The sequence below is a fragment of the Salegentibacter sp. BDJ18 genome (assembly GCF_017579965.1).
Lineage (GTDB): Bacteria > Bacteroidota > Bacteroidia > Flavobacteriales > Flavobacteriaceae > Salegentibacter.
Genome location: NZ_JAFLQX010000004.1, coordinates 13,932 through 31,908 on the forward strand (window position 1 = coordinate 13,932; position 17,977 = coordinate 31,908).

Here is a 17,977-nt window from a genome sequence, read left to right on the forward strand (position 1 = left end):
TATAAGAACCGTCTGCTGGAGCAGGCGGTTTTTTATCTTATTTATTGTAACTACATTACAAATATATATAATCGTTACTACTTGACAGTAACAAAGTAACGTAAAAAGAAAAATTAACGCTGTTTGGTGTGGTTTAGGAAAAATTAATTGTTACTTCAATCGAACAAATTTGGGTTGTCTTCTACCGGTTCTAAGGTAGATTTACGATTAGAGTTGATGGCTTTTTTATAAATCTCCCTTGTCACCGGATGAGCTTTAAATGGTTCACACATAAAACTGGTAGCCAATATTTCTTCAATGCATTGTCATTTAAATCTGGATCCAGCCATTCTCCTTCAAAGTTCGGAACTACTACTAAGGGCATCCATTTTTTCTTATTATGGATCTCAGCAAAAAAATCATTGGCCTCGCGGGTAATTAAACTTACTGCCCAGTAATCGCGATCATAAGTGTTATAAATCCCAGCAAAGCTAAATAGCTTCCGATCTTCTAAATAACAGTAATATGGAATGGCAGGACCGCTTATTTTTTCATAATGCGGTTCAAAGAAACCATCGGCTAAAATTAAACAGCGTTCCCTTGCCGGTTCTTTGTACATATTGCTGGTTAAAAGTGTTTGAGCTTTCGCATTTAATGTATTATACTTGTTTCTAAATTTTATAATATCTGTTTCTCCCCAGGGTGCAACTAATCCCCATTCCATAGGCAAAATAGCACGTGGTCTATCCATTGGTATGCAAAACAATGGGTGAATCCTGAAAGATGATACCAGGGCTCGTAAACTTCCGGGTATTGCATTACTGCACCGGTATGTTTTTCAATTGCTGCTAATTTTTTGGTTAGGCTGGTTTCGTAGCACATAGGTTAATCAAAATTACAATTCCCATTAATAAAATCTTCAAAAGAACTAATTTTTACAATAGTATCATTTTTGGTTCTAATCTCGCTAAAAATGTATTTATCATTATAATAAACAATATAGCCGCTTTTAAAATCTTCAAATTGACTTTTAGTACATTCTACATATTCTGTATAATTTTTTGTATTGGTTAAGTCATTAAAATAAAAAGTCCTCCATTTTTTGACTACTGGCTCAAGGGCGGTCAGGATAAATAGAATTTGAAAATAGAAGAAAAGGTGCATCATTGAATGCAAGAAAGATCTTACACTTGATACTGATTCCGAATAATAACACCAAAGTTCTTGTAGTTTAAAAATCCTATTGACAGTATGGAAAAATAATATGAGACAACTAAATGTAAATAGTAAAACTGTATTGGAAAATTTAAAATTAACAATATCTGGAAAGGATAAATAACCAAGATAAAAGGTTAAAGCAATCAGAATAATTAAGATTATTATAAAATGTTTGTGTTCATTCTTTTTCCTTTTTATCTCTTCGTTATATGATTCTGTGTAGTATGGAATTTGACCACCAGTTTGAAAAACAGAAATTTGATGGACTAAATATATATAACATAAAAATACCAAGAGAACTAAAAAGGTAAGGCAAATTGCTAAAATTCCATCTATTATAAGCTGAGTTAATGAAAACATTCTCAAGTATTGAATACCTATGGAACTAATGCTAATGAATTGAAATAAACCACCTATCATTATTGGAATAATAGGTAACCAGTTATAATTATTTTTTAAAAAAATAAATACTTGCTTGAACCAGGCTTTCTTAGCTTCACTCATTTGTTAATTTTGGTAAATCTAAAATATATATATTTTACCAGTGATTTGAACATGTTGGTATTATTTCAGAATAAAAATTAACCTTGTGCTTTAATATTATAAATTCTTTTAAGGTTTTTAAGTGACAAATTATGGATGAATCGAAAGATTACAATTGGTTCTACTGTATGGTAGATTTTTTGGATAAAAATGTAGATTTAATTGAATTGTTAGTTCTAATTATTGCGGCAATCATTTATTATAAGGCATTAAAAAGTAGTAATGAACAAAATAAAATTGCCATTAGTACATCGTTGTTGCAACACTTTTCAAATCAGATTAAAATTATTCTTGATTACGGAAATAGAAATGATATTAAATATGGATTAGATGCCAATGCTCAGTATTTTAATGTTTTCAATTTTCACCGTCAGATGAAAATATCTTTAAAAAGTCTATCAAAAAATAATGTCTTTCAAGAGGAAATAAAAAAGAGTGATCCATTTGTTAATATGAATAGTAAATTTCTTAAAAATAGCTCCTTTTATATTGATATGGTTTATATGAATGGTCTTAATGAATTGGGTAATCAATTAATGACTTTTTTAGTTAGGTCTTTCGATTTATTGTCTAGTGTTCATTACTCTAGAACTCTTATAGAAGAACAAAAAAAAATACTAGAGTTAGAAATTTGTAATAATCTATTAAAACCAATTCTGGATCAATGCACTTATGAGTATAAGGGAAAAGGATATCACATTCAGTACAGTAATTTAGATGAAATGGAAAACGCAATAGTGACAGATTTTTCCCATTCCAGTTTTATTTTAATTTTTATGGACTTTATAGAGATTTTTGAAGAAAACCCTGAGTTACTTAAGAGAATGAAAGCAGGAAAGATGTACCAATCATACCTCAAAACGCGTTAAAAGAAGATCAAAGTTATTTCAACCTGATTATTGGAGGTGACTTCATTAAAGAAGATAATTTTTAAGCGTTAGATTTTTCAAATTCAATTATTAGTGAATATTTTTTTTGTCTTTGGTATTTGGTAGTTCCTGGAATACCTGGTCTAAAAACGGCATCGCTGCATTCTTTCCCCAGGTATCTTTTGTGGTGTCCATATAATAGCTCAATCCGTCTGCAGCAATAAATGCAGTATGAACATCTATAGTGATACTCTTCGGAGTTTTTCTTCGGGTAAGCTTGCTCAGTAACATATATCCATATTCCCGGTTAATAGAATTGTGAATGTGATGCTGACTTTTATTTTCAGTATTACACAGCACCTTTAGATATTCCTGGTAAACGGCGCAGGCATAACTTAAAATACTAAGTTTATCCTGGTTAAGCAGCTTTATAGAAATTGTGGATTCCTTGATCATAGCACCACTTTTTTAAATGGGAAATTCCGGTTCCCATTAGCAAAGAAGAGCATCACATTTACAACGCTTGAATATTTAGGATACTTCTTCACACTTTCCACCGTCTTTTCAGCGATCTTGTAAGCATCCCGGCCATTATATTTTATTTTTGCCTACTTTTACTTCTGAAGCCCCAAGCTAAAATGGATGTAAAAATTATTGAAAGCGAATTTGACCTGGAACCTTTTTTTTCGCTCTCGCACGATTATTTATGTATTGCCGGATATGATGGATACTTTAGAAAAATAAATCCAGCCTTCGTAAAATTAATGGGATATACTCAGGAAGAGTTATTTGCGAATCCCATTAGTCATTTTGTTCATCCTGAGGATAAAAAGAATACGGCCGATACGCGGGCAAAGATTTTGGAAGGAGTACCCTTGTTACATTTTCAAAACCGTTATTTAAAAAAATCAGGTGAAATTGTCTGGCTCACCTGGACCTCCATTCCTGTTCCTGATAAAGAATTGATCTACGCTATTTCCAAAAACATTACCCATCTTAAAAAGCTAGAAGAAGATCGTCACATCAGAATACGAGACCTTACATCAAAAAATTCAGGGCTTACACAATTAAGTTATACTGCGGCTCACGATCTAAGGTCTCCAGTAAACAATCTAATTTCTCTTGTTAATTTACTAGATCGCTCCAAAATTCAGGATGATGAAACCTTGCTATATCTGGAGTTATTAGAAAAATCGGTTCATAAATTAAAAGCTACTTTAAACGATCAGGTTGATCATCTTCAGGAAAACCGTTTACTAAATCGCAATTTCGAACCGGTGAATTTAAAAGATATAATTAACAACATTGTCGGTTCGTTACAATCTCTAATTGAAGAAACCGAGACTAGTTTTGAAATTGATTTTTCTGAAATTGAATTTCTTAAGGTTAACAAATTTTACCTGAATAGCATCTTTCTAAATCTAATCACCAATTCCATAAAATATGCTAAACCGGGAATTCCACCCATAATTTCTATTAGTTCTAAAAAAAATGAGACCGGTTCTCAAATTCATTTTGTAGATAACGGAACTGGTTTCGATATGGGAAAAAGTGAGAACAGGCTATTTGAATTGCACCAAAAGTTTACAGATCATAAGGACAGCAAGGGAATTGGTCTATATCTGGTAAAGAGTTATATGAATAGCTTAGGTGGTGATATTGATGTTAAGAGCAAAACCGGAGTTGGGACTTCTTTTATTTTAAGTTTCAAAGATTGAAGAATAACGCAAAACTTCTTATAGCAATTGTAAATTTTACTCCATTTGATGTATTCCCACACGTATAAAGGCCTACTCTTTCTGGTTGATAATTTGCAGATGGAAACTTCACACTGGGTGGTCTGAGCGTTATTATGATTTCCCACCTATTTTTCTTTTGACTATATTTAATAGCCTGAAAGGTTGGTAAGTATGGAAAAATTTATTCTTGAGTCTGGAAAAGCACTGGCTAGATTAAGATCTGGAATAAATGATTTCATTGAAGATAAAATTGAGGGGAGTACTACCAATCTGATTCTTTTTATCCTTTCCTTCTTTATCCTTTTCGTTTTAAGTTTTAGTTTAATTTTTGGTGTAAAAACTATAATAGACAGTTACGTCTATTTTCTAGTACTTCTTATAGTGCTGGCGGTAATTTTGGTTTGGCTGGCCATATTCTATGAATCAGATAAGCACCTGGAGACCGACCGGCATAATTTTAAGGTGGAGCCCATTAATAAGTTGCAGATAAGGTTTGAATACATCAACCTTGATAAAAACGCTATAACCCAGTTTTTTAGATTGCTCAAAGGCCGAAAGGTTCAGGAGAAGATTAATTTTACCGTTGGAAATAAAAGTGGGGACTCCGCAAACCACCGAATTTTGTTTGTTTTGTTCGATGAATTATTAGTTGGTGGAATTCAAGATTTCTCCGGAGAAAGGAAACGTGAGTTTTTCCAATTATTGATGAATTCCTTTTTGATGAAAAACGAACCGCTTAAAGAAAACACTTTAAAAACCAGTTTTTCCGCCTGGAAAAACGACCAGGAAAAAATTAATTCCAGAAACCAGCGAAAATTCATTCGGCAAATGCTAAATAAAGAATAATTATAGCATAATTCCCTTTTTAATTGAATTATGCTATTGATTTATAGGTATTTACTTTCCTAAGTTTGTCCTGTACAAAATAGTAAAAGGCCTTTTACTCATTTCTAATTTTAACCATATAGTTATGAATGAGCAAGAACAAGTAGTGGGTTTATTGGAGGACATTAAAGTGCTTCTTTCCCACACCAAAAAAGTAATGAACGTGGAAGACCTGGCACAATATACGGGTCTCTCCAAAAGTAAGATCTATAAGCTTACCCATTTAAAGCTTATCCCAATGGGGAGCAACCCGAACATTCGACAGAAGTTTTTCGACAAGGAAAAAATCGATGCCTGGCTCCTGGGAGAGCCGGACCTTTCCGATGCCTACCTGGAGGATCAGTTCAATAAGAACTTATTGAAGAACCGCAAGTAGGCACTTGCTTTTTACTCAACCTTAAAAATATTCTGATGAAAAATCATCCTATATCCGAGTGGTTGTAAGTGAACCTTAATAAGGTTTTAACCCTCTATAATATCAGAAGCAAAAGATGTAAAATGAAAGATCATGGAAAAGAATAAACTTAAACTTTATCAAGTATCCGAGCAGAAGAAAAAAACGATCTATGATGCTGTGGAGGAGTATGTTTCTGATAAATATGATATCAGGTTTAACGAAATATCTCACGAGTTTCAGATTCGGATTAAGGAGTCAAATAGCTGGGAAGATTTTGAAGTGAATTCGCTACTTATAGAATTAGCGAAATCAAACATAGAGATTAATCCGGGCAAATTGGACATCTATTTACGGTCTAACCTAATTCCGAGATTTAACCCGATTGCGGAATACTTTGATAAGCTTCCAAAATGGGTAGGTGGAGATCATATAAGAACACTCGCTTCCTATCTTCCGGCTAAAGAACCTGAGCAATTTCTTTATCATTTCAGGAAATGGCTGGTGCGAACAGTTAAGGGTGCATTGGATGAACATTACTTCAATAAGCAATGTTTGGTTTTAGTGCATTCAGAACAAAATTCAGGCAAATCTACCTGGTGCAGGTTTCTCTGTCCACCGGCCTTATCAAAGTACTTTGCTGAAGATATGACCACAGATAAAGACGCCAGGATCCAACTTACCAGGAATTTCATCATCAATTTAGATGAATTATCCGTGCTGGCCAGAAAAGAAATAAATGCGCTTAAAGCTTATTTCTCTAAAACGATGATTAATGAAAGGCTGCCTTATGATCGTAAAAACTCGAACCTGCGAAGGACCTGCAGTTTTATAGGATCTACCAACAGGGCAACCTTTCTTAATGATGAAACCGGTTCTGTGCGTTGGTTATGTTTTGAGCTAATTGGTAAGATTGATTTCGCTTACTCCCGGGAAGTAGATATAAACAAAGTATGGGCTCAGGCTTATTATTTGGCCTATGTGGATGAACAATTTAACCCGGAACTGACCCTGGAGGATATTGTTGCAAATGAGGAAAGGAACAAGACTTACCGGGAAGCCAGTATGGAGGAAGAGCTGCTTTGTAAGTACTATCTCAAGAGTTCAGATCCTAACGACTTTAAAACGGCATCAGATATAGTGTTACAGCTTAATTGTATTAATCCGAGACTGAATATGTATTACATGGGAAGAGCCTTAAAAGCGCTGAATTATGAAAGAGTAAAACAACGCCAGAGCGGGGTATATGGCTACCTGATCAAGCAAAGGTTCAAGACCTCTCCTTTAGAAATTTAATATAAACTATTTACCTAACTACCCTGGACTCTGGAAGAAGCCGTCAACAGAGGGACGAATAAAGGTAAATAGCCATCTAAAATTATTTACCCAATCTACCTTCCGGTAATTAAGGTAGATACGAAAAACAGCAAAAAATGCATTGAAACCCTTGGTTTTACTGGCCTGGGTAAATAGGTAACTTAAAAATTAAAAAATGAACTTAAATAACTTATCGTGTAAAAGTGCCCGTAATATTTGCATCGTAAAAACGCTTGCAAAATTAGGGCACTTTCCCACCAGGACAACGGAAAAAGAAGCTTGGTTTCTGAGTCCCCTGCGGTCAGAAACCCAAGCCTCTTTTAGCGTCTCTTTAATTAAAAACTTATGGTTTGACTTCGGATTAGGAAAAGGAGGGAATACCATAGATCTCATTATGCTTATAAAATCCTGGTCAGTAAGGGAAGCCCTGGAATTTTTAAAGAACGATATGAGCTCTCTTTCTTTTAGCCCGCCGAATATCGAACATCTTACTAAGGAACCAGAAATTAGTATCCTGGATGTTCAAATTATTTACCTGAAAGCATTAATTGATTACCTGAACTCCCGGAATATACCTTATGAGATTGGTAGAAAATACTGCAGACAGGTTTGGTATCGCAGTAAAGGAAAACGGTTTTTTGCACTTGGCCTTGAAAATTATAAAGGAGGCTGGGAACTTAGGAATAAATACTTTAAAACTTCCAGTAGCCCTAAAACCTTTTCATTTTTTGAAAGAGGATCCAGGCAACTACTTATCACAGAAGGGATGTTTGATTTTCTTTCCCTGGCAACGATTGATGAAGAATTGGTGCAAAATTCAGACTGCATCATTTTAAATTCCCTGGCTTTTATAAAAAGGATCGAAACTTTGATCCCGAAATATGAGAAGGTCCTGATCTATCTGGATAATGATTCGGCAGGTAAAAAAGCAGCCGGTTCGCTTTTAAACCAGTTTGAGAATGTGACCGATTGCAGTGCTTCCTACTCTGACTATAGAGATCTGAATGAAAAATTGAAAGCTGAAAAATCCCTGACTTTAAAATAATGATGCTTTGGTAAATAGGGAACCCCTATCGGAGAATTTCAGTTGAAAGGGAAAAGCAAGATGTGTCATTGTAATGACAATCTTGCTTTGCGCCCGATGGTTGCAAAGGTTTTAAAAAGAAAAAAATGAAAAGGGAATACATCCAGGTTCGATGCTCGATCTACGAGAAGAAGCTACTCCAAAGAAGAGCGGCCAGGGCAGGAATTTCCCTTTCAGAATACATACGAGCTACCGCCTTTGATAAAAATATTGTAGAACGAATTACCCCGGAACAAGTGGAAACTTACCAGATGATGGTCCAGTACAAGAACAACTTTACTCGCATTGGGAATATGTTTAGAAAGCGGGATCCAAAGCTGGCCAGAGAAGTGGAAGACCTGGCGAAAGAAATCAGAACGCACTTAAAAAACTTTAAAAAATGATAGGGAAAGGACATGCCGTTTCCGGTACCAGGGTTTCCATATCCTATGGCTGGAACCAGGAGAAAGAAGCTGAAGTCGTGTTAAGAGAGCACGTAGCCGGAGATACTCCCGCGGAAATAGCTGAAGAGTTTAGGATTATCCAGACGCAAAACCTGCGGTGTACCAATAACACCTTAAGCTTTATCATCAGTCCAACAATTGAGGACGGAAAGGATCTAAGCAAAAAAGAGCTGGAAGATCTCGCTAAAAAGTTTTTAAAGGAAATGAACCTTCAAAACAATCAATCTATTGGCTTTGTTCACCGTGATAAAGCGCATACCCACGTTCATATCTATACCAACAGGATTAGTTTTGATGGCAAAGCCTACAATGACAGCTTTATCGGAAAACGAAGCCAGATAGCTGCCGATAATGTAGCCAAAGAATTAGGGCTGACCAGGGTTCGGGAAGTACAGAATGAAAAATTACACGAATTGAAATATCTGAGACAGCAAATCAAAAATATTCATGATCGGGTGCTTCAAACCAGACCAAAATCGCTGGATGAATATATCAGTAAAATGAAAGCCCAAAAGATTGAAGTGATTCCCACCATCAATAAAGCCAATCAACTACAGGGGTTTCGGGTGGAATACAAAGGAGTAAATCTCAAAGCAAGTGAAGTGGACCGGTCGATGAGCGGTAATCGATTAATTCCCGCGATCTCGCAAAACAGAAGTTTAACAAGGCTAAAAGAACTACCTAAAACCTTCCAGGTATTGGATAAGACAGTGCAGCTAAGCAGCAACCTATCCACCAAAATCGCTAAAGAGATTTTAAAGGGAATAGTAAAAACAGTAAGAGATACCGGTATAGGATATTAAAATTATAAGTGATGAAAAAACTAGATGAAATTATGGAACTGATGGCCGATGAAATGAAGGATTTTAAAACGGCAGTGCTGAAGCTTCACAAGCTTTCAGGACAACTGGTCAAGATGAGCATCCCCATCAGCACGGAAGCATTGGAAAAGAACCTGAACACATTCCTGCAAAAACAGGAATTGGAAAAGGAAAAAACAGATGAAATACTAAAAGAGATAGATCGGAAATTAAAGCGCGCCAGGATCATACCCAATTACTTGCTTATCCTTTTCGGAATATCGGGAATTATTGCTTTAGGCTTCGTGGGGTATTTTGGTTATACCTCCAAAGAAAAGGTAGAAGACAATTTTGAAGTTTACCGAACGATTATGGAATCACAGAATAAATCTTACCAAGATTATTTTGCAGCATATCCGGAAATCCAGGAGGCATACTGCGAGTGGCTACAGGGTGGATACCCCAATTTGTAATGACAAATGCACCTTTGAAAAAATTAGTAAAATTGCGACAAATGCCGTGAAACCCCCAATAAAACCGTTGAAATTTGCATCAAAAATTTAGTAAAAAATAAAAGCAAATTTTAAATGAGTGGACAAGGAGTGGACATTACTAGTAAATGGCTTGAAAGGCCCTGAAAACAGGAGAAAATTTACTGGTTTAATAAATATAAGTGTTGCGCCCTATGCTGTTTTTACTTTACGCTTAACTTCCCGTATACTATAAAAACAGCATAGGATCCAGCGCAAAGTTATGGTAGATATGGGGCATACGATGAGTGAAAATTGAAAATTCAGAAAAAAAGTAGGGAATTATTAATTCAATAACTCCAGTAGTTGATAGCAGTTGAGAAGTAAGGCGCCTCAAAGAGATTTTTAGCTCTCTTTTTTCATTTTCAATAGTACATATTCTTCCTAGCTGCTTTTCATGTAAAAAGCAGCAAAATTTTATTGAAGTTGCAATAAATATAATCCTTTATTTGTCCACCTTTCTTACATCTACTATTCCCACTAAACTAGAAAGATTATTGGGAGATTCAAGGTGAGTTACCGAGACCTTTTGACTGCTAGTATTATAGTGAAATAAACCAAAATAAGTAGTGGAAGTGATGAAGTCCACATGCTCCCCAGAATCTGGGTTAAAAAAAGATCGGCCCATAAAGTTGAGGTTTCCAATGACCTCATTTGGAAATAAATCAGTTACCTGCATATTGTCCGGATTAATAAGTACAGGGCGGGCAGCCCCCATAAAATTGGAGCCTTCTACTGGAAGAAAACCGAATAAAATATTATTCCTGGTGTTCTTGGATAAATGAATGGGGGGTCTTACCATATTTTCCAACTCAAGGCTGGTTAAAGCACCACTTCTAAGATCAATTTTAAAAAAATCATTATTTCCACTCCCGGTGCTCGTGCGGTAAGTGGATGTGTAGATATTATTTTCAATAAGTTGGGTGGAAATGATGTGAGCAAGGTCAACTTCTATATTCATGGAAGTTATTTCCAAAGTAACCGGATCTATACGTGCCAGGCGGCTTATATCGTGAGGTCCCTGTTCATAATGTTCTTTTATAAGTCCAATCAGGTTTTCACTTCTTTTATCCCATTCCAGCGATAACAGACCCGGAAACTCTCCAAAAACATCTTGCGGAAAGCTGATTATTTTAGACTGGCTGGTTTTTGTGGTGCGGTTATAAATATGAATTAAACTCTGAAGAGGAGGAAACTTATGCTCATAGATGTAAAGATGGGTGGGTGAAGAGGTGATTGCGTTAAAGGTGGTATTAAAATCAATACCGGGTATCTTGTTAATAAGGTCTATTTTCCCTGTTAAATTTCCAACTTCGAAAAGTTGCCCATCATTGCGAAGTGCAATGTACTTATAAGTATCTTTCGTCTCCAAATTGACCTCCGGAAGCACCTCCGGTTTCGGTAAAGCTTCATCTTCACTACAGGAGATAAGGCCAAGAAACATAAAAATTACAAACCAGCGGGAGAAATATTTATTCATCGTATTCTCAGGGATTAAAGTCAGAAAATGTTTAACTGACTGGTGATAAAATTAGATAAAAAAGGAACATCCCATTAAAAAATTTAAGGTCTTCTTCTGTTAAAAATTGATCCAAATTTTTAATTCAAAAGATAGATTGGAAACATGAAAAATTTAGGATTTTTCTCCCCCGTTTAGCAGGCATAAAATTGTCTGTATCATCACCCTCGGAAATCTCTGGTTGGGGTTGACCTTACCTTATTTCTGATTATAATGATAACGTTCAAAATAGACAGTAACATTTCGTCGGAGGAATTCCGAAAGCCACTCATAAAATCTACTCTGGAAGAAAGAAGGCCCATTAATGGTATTGAGAGGATGAAAGCAATGGTTGAAAATGCAAACTTAATTACTGCAGCAAGAGATGATCTTAAATTAATTGGGGTTGCCAGGGCAATCACCGACTTTGTTTACTGTTCCTATCTATCTGATTTGGCTGTAGATGATGAATGTCAAGAACAGGGCATTGGCCGTTGGAGGATTAGGGCAAAACAGAAGCTGAAATTGTGAACCTGAAGCTTATTTAGAGTTGCAGAAGATTTGTTAAGAAAACTATCATTGCTAATTATTCTTCTTCACTTTAAAAAACGTTCATTATATTTGAATGTTCATTGTCACTGAACAATGAATAATAATGAACACAAAAAGCAATGTATAGGAATAATGACTATATCTACGAAGCAGCTTCTAAATTGGAAGAACTTAGCAAAGTTTCCATTAAGGTAGATTCCAATGAGCCCCACCAAGTACTTTTAACTGTACATAATACCACGTTCATCGTCGAAAGTAGGCCAACTGTAAGAAACTCTAATCAAGGTTTTATTGTTTCGCAACTAGAGGAAATGAAAAACAATAATAGCAAACCTATTATTTTAATTGCTGAATATATTTCAATAAAGGCTACCCAGGAACTCAAAAAACGAGGCATAAACTATATTGATGTTGCGGGCAATGCGTTTATAAAGCATCAAGATATAGCTATCTTTGTAGAAGGTCAGAAAAACACCAAAAAGGATAAAACTAATCAATCACGGGCTTTTCAGGAAGCAGGCTTGAAAATTATTTTTCATTTATTGAATAAACCTGAAAATTTTCAGGATTCTTACAGAAGTATAGCGGAGCAGGCCGATGTGTCTGTAGGTTCAGTAAGTAACGTAATGGCTGAACTTGAACAATTAAATTACATCTTAAAAACAGAAAACAAAAGGGTTCTTAAAAATAAAACGGAACTGCTAGAGCGATGGGTGGTTGATTTCAATGCTAATCTCAGGCCCAGAATCTTAAGAAAGCGGATGCGATTTAAAGATAACGAACAATTAAAAAACTGGCGTGGTCTCGAACTATATTCGGAAAATGGATCTATTCTCTGGGGAGGAGAACCTGGGGGGGCAATTCTCACAGATAGCTTACGACCTGAACAATTTACCGTATTTACAGATTTGGAACTTTCTCAAGTTGCAAAAACGCTTGGCTTAATCCCAAGCGAAGCGGGCACTGTTGAAGTTTTACAAAAATTTTGGACAGGTAATGATACTACCAGCAAAACAGCACCCGCACTTTTAGTGTATGCCGATTTAATAAACAGTGGTTATGGAAGAAATATTGAGACCGCAAAAAAGATTCTAGCAAATGAGCTACAACATATCCAGTAAAAAATTCACCCATCCACTGTTGAAACCAATTTTATTGGAACTTACCGGATATTTTAAAGAAGCCGGTATTTCCTTTTTTGTGATAGGTGCCATCGCACGGGATATTATTATGGAAATACATAATATACATTCCGGACGGTTAACCTATGATCTTGATATAGCCATTGCGGTAAACAATTGGGAACAATGGTTAAGTGTAGAAAAAGAGCTCGTAAAGCTTAAAAATTTCACCAAGGATAAGGACCAGAAACAACGCTTTATCTATAAAGATAAATTTGAATTAGATATTGTTCCTTTTGGAGAAATAATGAAAAAAGACCATAAAATATTCTGGCCTCCAAATGAGGAGATGGCTATGTCGGTATTAGGCTTTGAGGCCGCTGATGAAGCTGCATTACCGGTTCGTATAGATGATGAAACCGAAATAAGGATTGCGACACTGAGTGGTATTTTCATTTTGAAAATAATCGCCTGGAAAGATCGCCACCAGCATAACAATAAGGATGCAGATGATATAGGTTTTATCTTAGGAAACTACCTATCTATTTACGAAGAAAGGGCTGCCTCCAATTATTACGATGAAGTATATGGGCAGGAATTTTTTAATAATACAACTGCAGGAGCTATTCTTTTAGGAATAGATATCAGGGAATCATTAGAAATGCACTCAGAAACGCTTGTATCCATCCAGGAAATCTTGCTTGAAGAAATCGGTAAAAGAGAAGAAAGCAAACTGATTAATCAAATTTTAGAAACCCATAGATCCTTATACTACGAAGAGGTGCTGCAAAGCCTTCAAAAGCTAGTTAATGGATTAGAACCTTAAAAATGCATTCCTCGCGACATTCGGCTTGGTTTTTCGGCCGACATTTTTCACTAAATTGGGATAAAGAAAACGCGATTTGTTATTGAGAATGTATCACATGGTTGAGAGAGAAAATGTAGCTAAATGGCTAGATATCAAATCGGCTTCTTTGAATGAAGCAAATTCAGCTTTTGTATACCTCAAGGTTATAAATGAAGGTTTGAGCGGAAATTCAGTAACTTCTTTTATCAAACATTCCGGTTTAACCAGGAAACAACTTTCTAAATTAATTCACGTCTCAGAAAGAACCCTACAGCGTTATTCTCCAGATAAGACTATGGATATTAATTCTTCCGAGCGGTTAATAGAACTCACTCTTCTTTTTCTCAAGGGTATTCAGGTTTTTAATGAAAAAGAGAAATTTACTGTTTGGCTAAATCATTCAAATAGAGCATTGGCAAATTCGAAACCACTGGACTTAATTGAAACCAACATTGGTATTGACTTGGTTGAGGATGAATTACTTAGAATAGAACATGGTGTTTTTTCATAAATCAGCTACTTATGAATATGAATGCCTTTTACAATTTTATAAAACAGTTTCTTCAAAAGTGTATAACAGGAAGATATTTAATTATCTGTTCATAAATTAGAACTGTTCACGAAACGTGAACAAATAAAAAACGTGAACAGTTAGAAAAAGAGATTGTTTTCAATGCTTTAAGGGTGAATCAAATTCTTTAATTACAGAGTATTTAAAGAATTTGGTTTAAACGATAATAAGAAAAGTAAATCTAGGACTATCTCATAAACTGTGTAAATAGAAAAATAACAGGGGTCACGACCCCTGTTATTTTTTTGTCTAATTTTAAATTTTACACAGTATGAAAAAAGAGGATTTATTTAACGATGAATTTTTAAAGCAGTTCAAAAGTGGAGATGAGCTCAATGGCTTTTTAAAACAACTGCAGAAACGTGGCATTGAAAAAATGCTGGAAGGCGAATTGGATGGTCATTTAGGTTATGACAAGAGCCAAAAGTCCGATAATCCCAATACCCGCAATGGTTTTGGTCAAAAAAAGGTTCGCACTTCTTTCGGGGAATCCCAGATCCAGGTTCCCAGGGACCGGAATGCTTCCTTTAATCCGATGATTGTCCCCAAACGGGGCAATATGGTTGATGGTATTGAAAATGTCATCGTATCGCTCTATGCCAAAGGAATGAGTAATAGCGATATCGAAGAACAGATCAGGGAAGTTTATAATTTTGAAGTTTCCACTTCTACCATCTCCAGGATTACCGAGAAGGTCACCGAGGATATCGTGGCCTGGCAGAACCGACCACTCGAACCCGTATATCTTATTGTTTGGATGGATGGGATCGTATTCAAGGTACGGGAGAACTCCAAGGTGATCAACAAGACAATATACATAGCAGTTGGGCTTCGCAGAGATGGAAAGAAAGAAGTATTGGGACTTTGGTTGGGTAAAAATGAATCTGCAGCTTTTTGGATGAGTGTCCTTACCGATATAAAATCCAGGGGAACCGAAGATATCCTTATCACGGCTACTGATAACCTAAACGGGTTTACCGATACCATCAGGAACGTATTCCCTGAGTCCAAAACCCAAATCTGCGTAGTGCATCAAATACGCAACGCCTGCAGGTATGTGGTATGGAAGGACAAAAAAGCCTTTACAGCAGATATGAAACATATCTACAACGCACCTAACCAGCAAGCTGCCAAAGCTGCCCTGGATGATTTTGCAGGGCTATGGGAAAGTAAGTATTCTTATGCTATAAAGAGCTGGAGAGATAACTGGGAAGACCTTACGGTATTCTTTGAGTTCCCCCTGGAAATAAGAAAGATCATTTATACCACCAACCTTATCGAGAACCTCAATGGTAAAATCAGGAAGTACACTAAAAATAAATTGTCTTTCCCTACCGATGAGGCAGTGATGAAATCGGTATATTTGGCTACAAGGGAAGCCACTAAAAAGTGGTCAATGCCAATTAGGAACTGGGGCATTATTTTAAATCAGTTCCTTACGATCTATGAAAAAAGGGTCAGACTTTAAAAAGTCCAACCCCTGTTATTTTAACTTTACACACTTTGCGGGATAGTGTCGTAAATCTGTACTTTTATTTAAATATAGAACGATTATAACAATACTTCCAGAGCTTTATCGACAACCTGAGTATCTAATTCTTTTAAATATGCTTGGGTTACAGTTAGATTTTGATGTCCTAGAGATTCACTAATCACATCCGTTGCAACCCCTTTTTGTTTAAGGCAATTAGCAAAACTATGCCTGGCCACATAACTGCTAACATTTTTCGTGATCTCACAAATTGTAGCTAGTTCCTTTAGATTTTTGTTATAGATCCCTAACATTTTATGTTTTCGATCTGCAAGTTGGGTAGGAGTGTAGTTTTCACGATACAGTAATGGAAATACATATTTATTCCCATATCCATTAATTCGGTAATAGTCTAGAATTTCTCTTACTGGGGGCATTATGGCAATTGAGAAATTTCCTTTGGTTTTAGCCCTGGTGTAATAGATGACATTCTTTTCCACATCTTTCCATTCCAGACACATCATGTCGGCAAAGTTCATTCCCCTAGTATAGAAACTAAAAACAAAGTAGTTTCTGGTATCAACTAAATGCGAATGATTACTCAAATCTATATTCACAATGCTCATTATTTCTTCAAAATCCAGGGCACGTTTAAAACCTTTGCCCCTCAAACCTGAAATTTTATATTTTTTAAAGGGGTATAAACTTTCTTTAACGATACCACGCTCTATGGCTTTGTTGTATAGTGCTCTTATAGCTCTCATTTTTACGCCAACACCTCCATCGGTTCCGCCTCTGGATCTTAAGAATGCATCATATTTGCTTAAAAAGGTGGAGTTAACTTCCCGAAAACTAAGCTTTTTGCTCTTATAGAAAATCTGTATGGAGGTCTTGGTGTCTCTATACGACTTCGCGTTGCCTACACGACCAGCATAGGTCATTTCTTGAATAATTTCATCAAAAAATGTAAAAACATCATTTGTTACCGGGTTATATGTAACCCTGAATCTGGTATCGAATTCTTGTATTGTATAGTCGGGATTTTCAATTTCCAATTCTGTTATAATCTGGTAGGCCCTTTCCTTGAATTTTACAAGAAGTCTATTATTTTGAACGTGGTTACTGTGCTTTTTATTAAAAACTCCGGTTGGTTCAATCCATTCGTCCATTTTTGCGCTGAATGGTGTTTTGTAATGTCTACACTGTCTTTCTTTAGTAACTCGTAAACACACAGGATACTTTCCATCGGATAGTAATTTTTTCTTGAGTACAATCTTGAGATTAATCATAATTCATATATTAGGGACAACATTTTGTCATTTCTGAATGATAAACCCTTAATTAGTAGGTTAAAACGGGGACAACATAGGGACAACAAATGGGCAAATAAAGGTAAATATTGTAAAACTAAATGACAAGTAAAAAGTTATAAAACATTGATTGTCAATACATAAGAAGCTAAATGAAATTATCTGAAACAGCTTTTTAGCGGCTGTTAATCAGAGGGTCCTTGGTTCGAGCCCAAGAGGGGGAGCAAAGCAGAAGAAACCAGTCTTGAAAAAGGCTGGTTTTTTTCGTTTTAGCTTGTTGTGTATTAAGCTTTATCCCAGCCTATAAAAAACCCTTTTCTCTGGCGATTTTTACAAGCTCCCGATCTTCGGCTCCCGAAATACCAAACATTTTTTTTAGATTTCTCCTGCGTTTTTCAATCCCTGCAATAGATAATGGGAGAAGATCTGTTAGATCTTTTAGTTTCGCGCCAATAGAAAGTTCATAAAGCATTTTACGATCCACTTCATCTAAATAAATATCGCTTCCCACTTGTTTTCTAAGGAGGTTTAAAACCGTCTTACTATAATAAGGAGAACCTGCAAGTACGTTTTCTATAGCGCTTAATAATTCTTTAGGATTAATATCATTTTTCACTAAAAAACCTTCGGGATTTAATGACTGGAGGATGTTGTGTAACCGGTAATTATCATTAAAAGTGGGTCTGTAAATTAAACTCTGTCTGATGTTTCAATTCCTCTGGGGCTAGCCCCAGAGGAATTGGCGTTTATGTCCAGTGGTATCCGGTCTCCAAATTTAATATAAAATTGCTGAATCGTAAGGCTCC

General features: G+C 35.8%; 21 protein-coding genes. 14 read left to right on the forward strand and 7 right to left on the reverse strand.

What is annotated here, in order from left to right; genetic code table 11:
* Window positions 1–241 precede the first annotated feature (241 nt).
* From J0871_RS05015 to J0871_RS05025, 3 genes are read right to left on the reverse strand one after another with little or no spacing between them, the layout of a single operon-like run.
* On the reverse strand, window positions 242–730 hold the full coding sequence (locus tag J0871_RS05015) for an SOS response-associated peptidase family protein (protein WP_208223959.1): 489 nt from the start codon (window positions 728–730) through the stop codon (window positions 242–244).
* Window positions 688–861, reverse strand: coding sequence for a hypothetical protein (locus tag J0871_RS05020; RefSeq protein ID WP_208223962.1), 174 nt, complete (start codon window positions 859–861; stop codon window positions 688–690). The genes J0871_RS05015 and J0871_RS05020 overlap by 43 nt, the downstream gene beginning before the upstream one ends.
* Before the next feature lie 3 nt (window positions 862–864).
* Window positions 865–1,701 (reverse strand): hypothetical protein, encoded by an 837-nt coding sequence (locus tag J0871_RS05025; RefSeq protein ID WP_208223964.1) that lies wholly within the window; start codon window positions 1,699–1,701, stop codon window positions 865–867.
* Between the two features lie 131 nt (window positions 1,702–1,832).
* Between J0871_RS05025 and J0871_RS05030 the strand changes: the two genes are divergently transcribed.
* A complete protein-coding gene (locus tag J0871_RS05030; protein WP_208223966.1) occupies window positions 1,833–2,609 on the forward strand; it encodes a hypothetical protein in 777 nt (258 codons plus the stop codon).
* 90 nt (window positions 2,610–2,699) lie between these two features.
* Here J0871_RS05030 and J0871_RS05035 read toward each other — a convergent pair whose 3' ends face one another.
* Window positions 2,700–3,065, reverse strand: coding sequence for a hypothetical protein (locus J0871_RS05035; protein ID WP_208223968.1), 366 nt, complete (start codon window positions 3,063–3,065; stop codon window positions 2,700–2,702).
* 182 nt (window positions 3,066–3,247) lie between these two features.
* Here J0871_RS05035 and J0871_RS05040 point away from each other — a divergent pair, with 182 nt between their 5' ends.
* From J0871_RS05040 to J0871_RS05075, 8 genes are all read left to right on the forward strand, one after another.
* A complete protein-coding gene (locus J0871_RS05040) occupies window positions 3,248–4,327 on the forward strand; it encodes a PAS domain-containing sensor histidine kinase (RefSeq protein ID WP_208223969.1) in 1,080 nt (359 codons plus the stop codon).
* Between the two features lie 192 nt (window positions 4,328–4,519).
* The gene (locus tag J0871_RS05045; RefSeq protein WP_208223970.1) at window positions 4,520–5,194 is read left to right on the forward strand and encodes a hypothetical protein; all 675 of its coding nucleotides are present in this window, start codon (window positions 4,520–4,522) and stop codon (window positions 5,192–5,194) included.
* Between the two features lie 124 nt (window positions 5,195–5,318).
* On the forward strand, window positions 5,319–5,609 hold the full coding sequence (locus J0871_RS05050; protein ID WP_208223971.1) for a helix-turn-helix domain-containing protein: 291 nt from the start codon (window positions 5,319–5,321) through the stop codon (window positions 5,607–5,609).
* A 132-nt stretch (window positions 5,610–5,741) separates the two neighbouring features.
* Entirely contained in the window at window positions 5,742–6,923 is a 1,182-nt protein-coding gene (locus J0871_RS05055; RefSeq protein WP_208223973.1) for a VapE domain-containing protein, read from the forward strand.
* Window positions 6,924–7,119: 196 nt separating this feature from the next.
* Window positions 7,120–7,989: a toprim domain-containing protein gene (locus J0871_RS05060; protein ID WP_208223975.1), complete on the forward strand. Its 870-nt coding sequence runs from the start codon at window positions 7,120–7,122 to the stop codon at window positions 7,987–7,989.
* Between the two features lie 125 nt (window positions 7,990–8,114).
* The gene (mbpA, locus tag J0871_RS05065; RefSeq protein WP_208223977.1) at window positions 8,115–8,411 is read left to right on the forward strand and encodes a mobilization protein MbpA; all 297 of its coding nucleotides are present in this window, start codon (window positions 8,115–8,117) and stop codon (window positions 8,409–8,411) included.
* Window positions 8,408–9,274, forward strand: a complete 867-nt coding sequence (locus tag J0871_RS05070) for a relaxase/mobilization nuclease domain-containing protein (protein WP_208223979.1) — start codon at window positions 8,408–8,410, stop codon at window positions 9,272–9,274. Before mbpA ends, J0871_RS05070 begins: the two co-directional genes overlap by 4 nt.
* 11 nt (window positions 9,275–9,285) lie before the next feature.
* On the forward strand, window positions 9,286–9,744 hold the full coding sequence (locus J0871_RS05075; protein WP_208223981.1) for a DUF6730 family protein: 459 nt from the start codon (window positions 9,286–9,288) through the stop codon (window positions 9,742–9,744).
* 502 nt (window positions 9,745–10,246) lie between these two features.
* On the opposite strand, the gene J0871_RS05080 is transcribed toward J0871_RS05075, so the two are convergent.
* The gene (locus J0871_RS05080; RefSeq protein ID WP_208223983.1) at window positions 10,247–11,281 is read right to left on the reverse strand and encodes a hypothetical protein; all 1,035 of its coding nucleotides are present in this window, start codon (window positions 11,279–11,281) and stop codon (window positions 10,247–10,249) included.
* 357 nt (window positions 11,282–11,638) lie between these two features.
* Between J0871_RS05080 and J0871_RS05085 the strand changes: the two genes are divergently transcribed.
* The 5 genes from J0871_RS05085 to J0871_RS05105 all read left to right on the forward strand — a co-directional run bounded on the left by J0871_RS05085 (window position 11,639) and on the right by J0871_RS05105 (window position 15,858).
* Window positions 11,639–11,830 carry a GNAT family N-acetyltransferase gene (locus tag J0871_RS05085; protein WP_208223985.1) on the forward strand — a complete coding sequence of 64 codons (192 nt, stop codon included), beginning with the start codon at window positions 11,639–11,641 and terminating at the stop codon, window positions 11,828–11,830.
* Between the two features lie 182 nt (window positions 11,831–12,012).
* Window positions 12,013–12,972, forward strand: coding sequence for a type IV toxin-antitoxin system AbiEi family antitoxin (locus tag J0871_RS05090; protein WP_243870394.1), 960 nt, complete (start codon window positions 12,013–12,015; stop codon window positions 12,970–12,972).
* On the forward strand, window positions 12,950–13,798 hold the full coding sequence (locus J0871_RS05095) for a nucleotidyl transferase AbiEii/AbiGii toxin family protein (protein WP_243870395.1): 849 nt from the start codon (window positions 12,950–12,952) through the stop codon (window positions 13,796–13,798). The genes J0871_RS05090 and J0871_RS05095 overlap by 23 nt, the downstream gene beginning before the upstream one ends.
* A 97-nt stretch (window positions 13,799–13,895) precedes the next feature.
* The gene (locus J0871_RS05100; RefSeq protein WP_208223988.1) at window positions 13,896–14,330 is read left to right on the forward strand and encodes an antitoxin Xre/MbcA/ParS toxin-binding domain-containing protein; all 435 of its coding nucleotides are present in this window, start codon (window positions 13,896–13,898) and stop codon (window positions 14,328–14,330) included.
* A 331-nt stretch (window positions 14,331–14,661) separates the two neighbouring features.
* Window positions 14,662–15,858, forward strand: coding sequence for an IS256 family transposase (locus J0871_RS05105; protein WP_208223990.1), 1,197 nt, complete (start codon window positions 14,662–14,664; stop codon window positions 15,856–15,858).
* Window positions 15,859–15,941: 83 nt separating this feature from the next.
* Here the strand turns inward: J0871_RS05105 and J0871_RS05110 are convergent, their stop codons facing one another.
* Complete coding sequence (locus tag J0871_RS05110; protein WP_243870396.1) at window positions 15,942–17,150, reverse strand: site-specific integrase; 1,209 nt, start codon at window positions 17,148–17,150, stop codon at window positions 15,942–15,944.
* Between the two features lie 322 nt (window positions 17,151–17,472).
* Entirely contained in the window at window positions 17,473–17,787 is a 315-nt protein-coding gene (locus J0871_RS05115) for a hypothetical protein (RefSeq protein ID WP_208223994.1), read from the reverse strand.
* Between the last annotated feature and the right edge of the window lie 190 nt (window positions 17,788–17,977).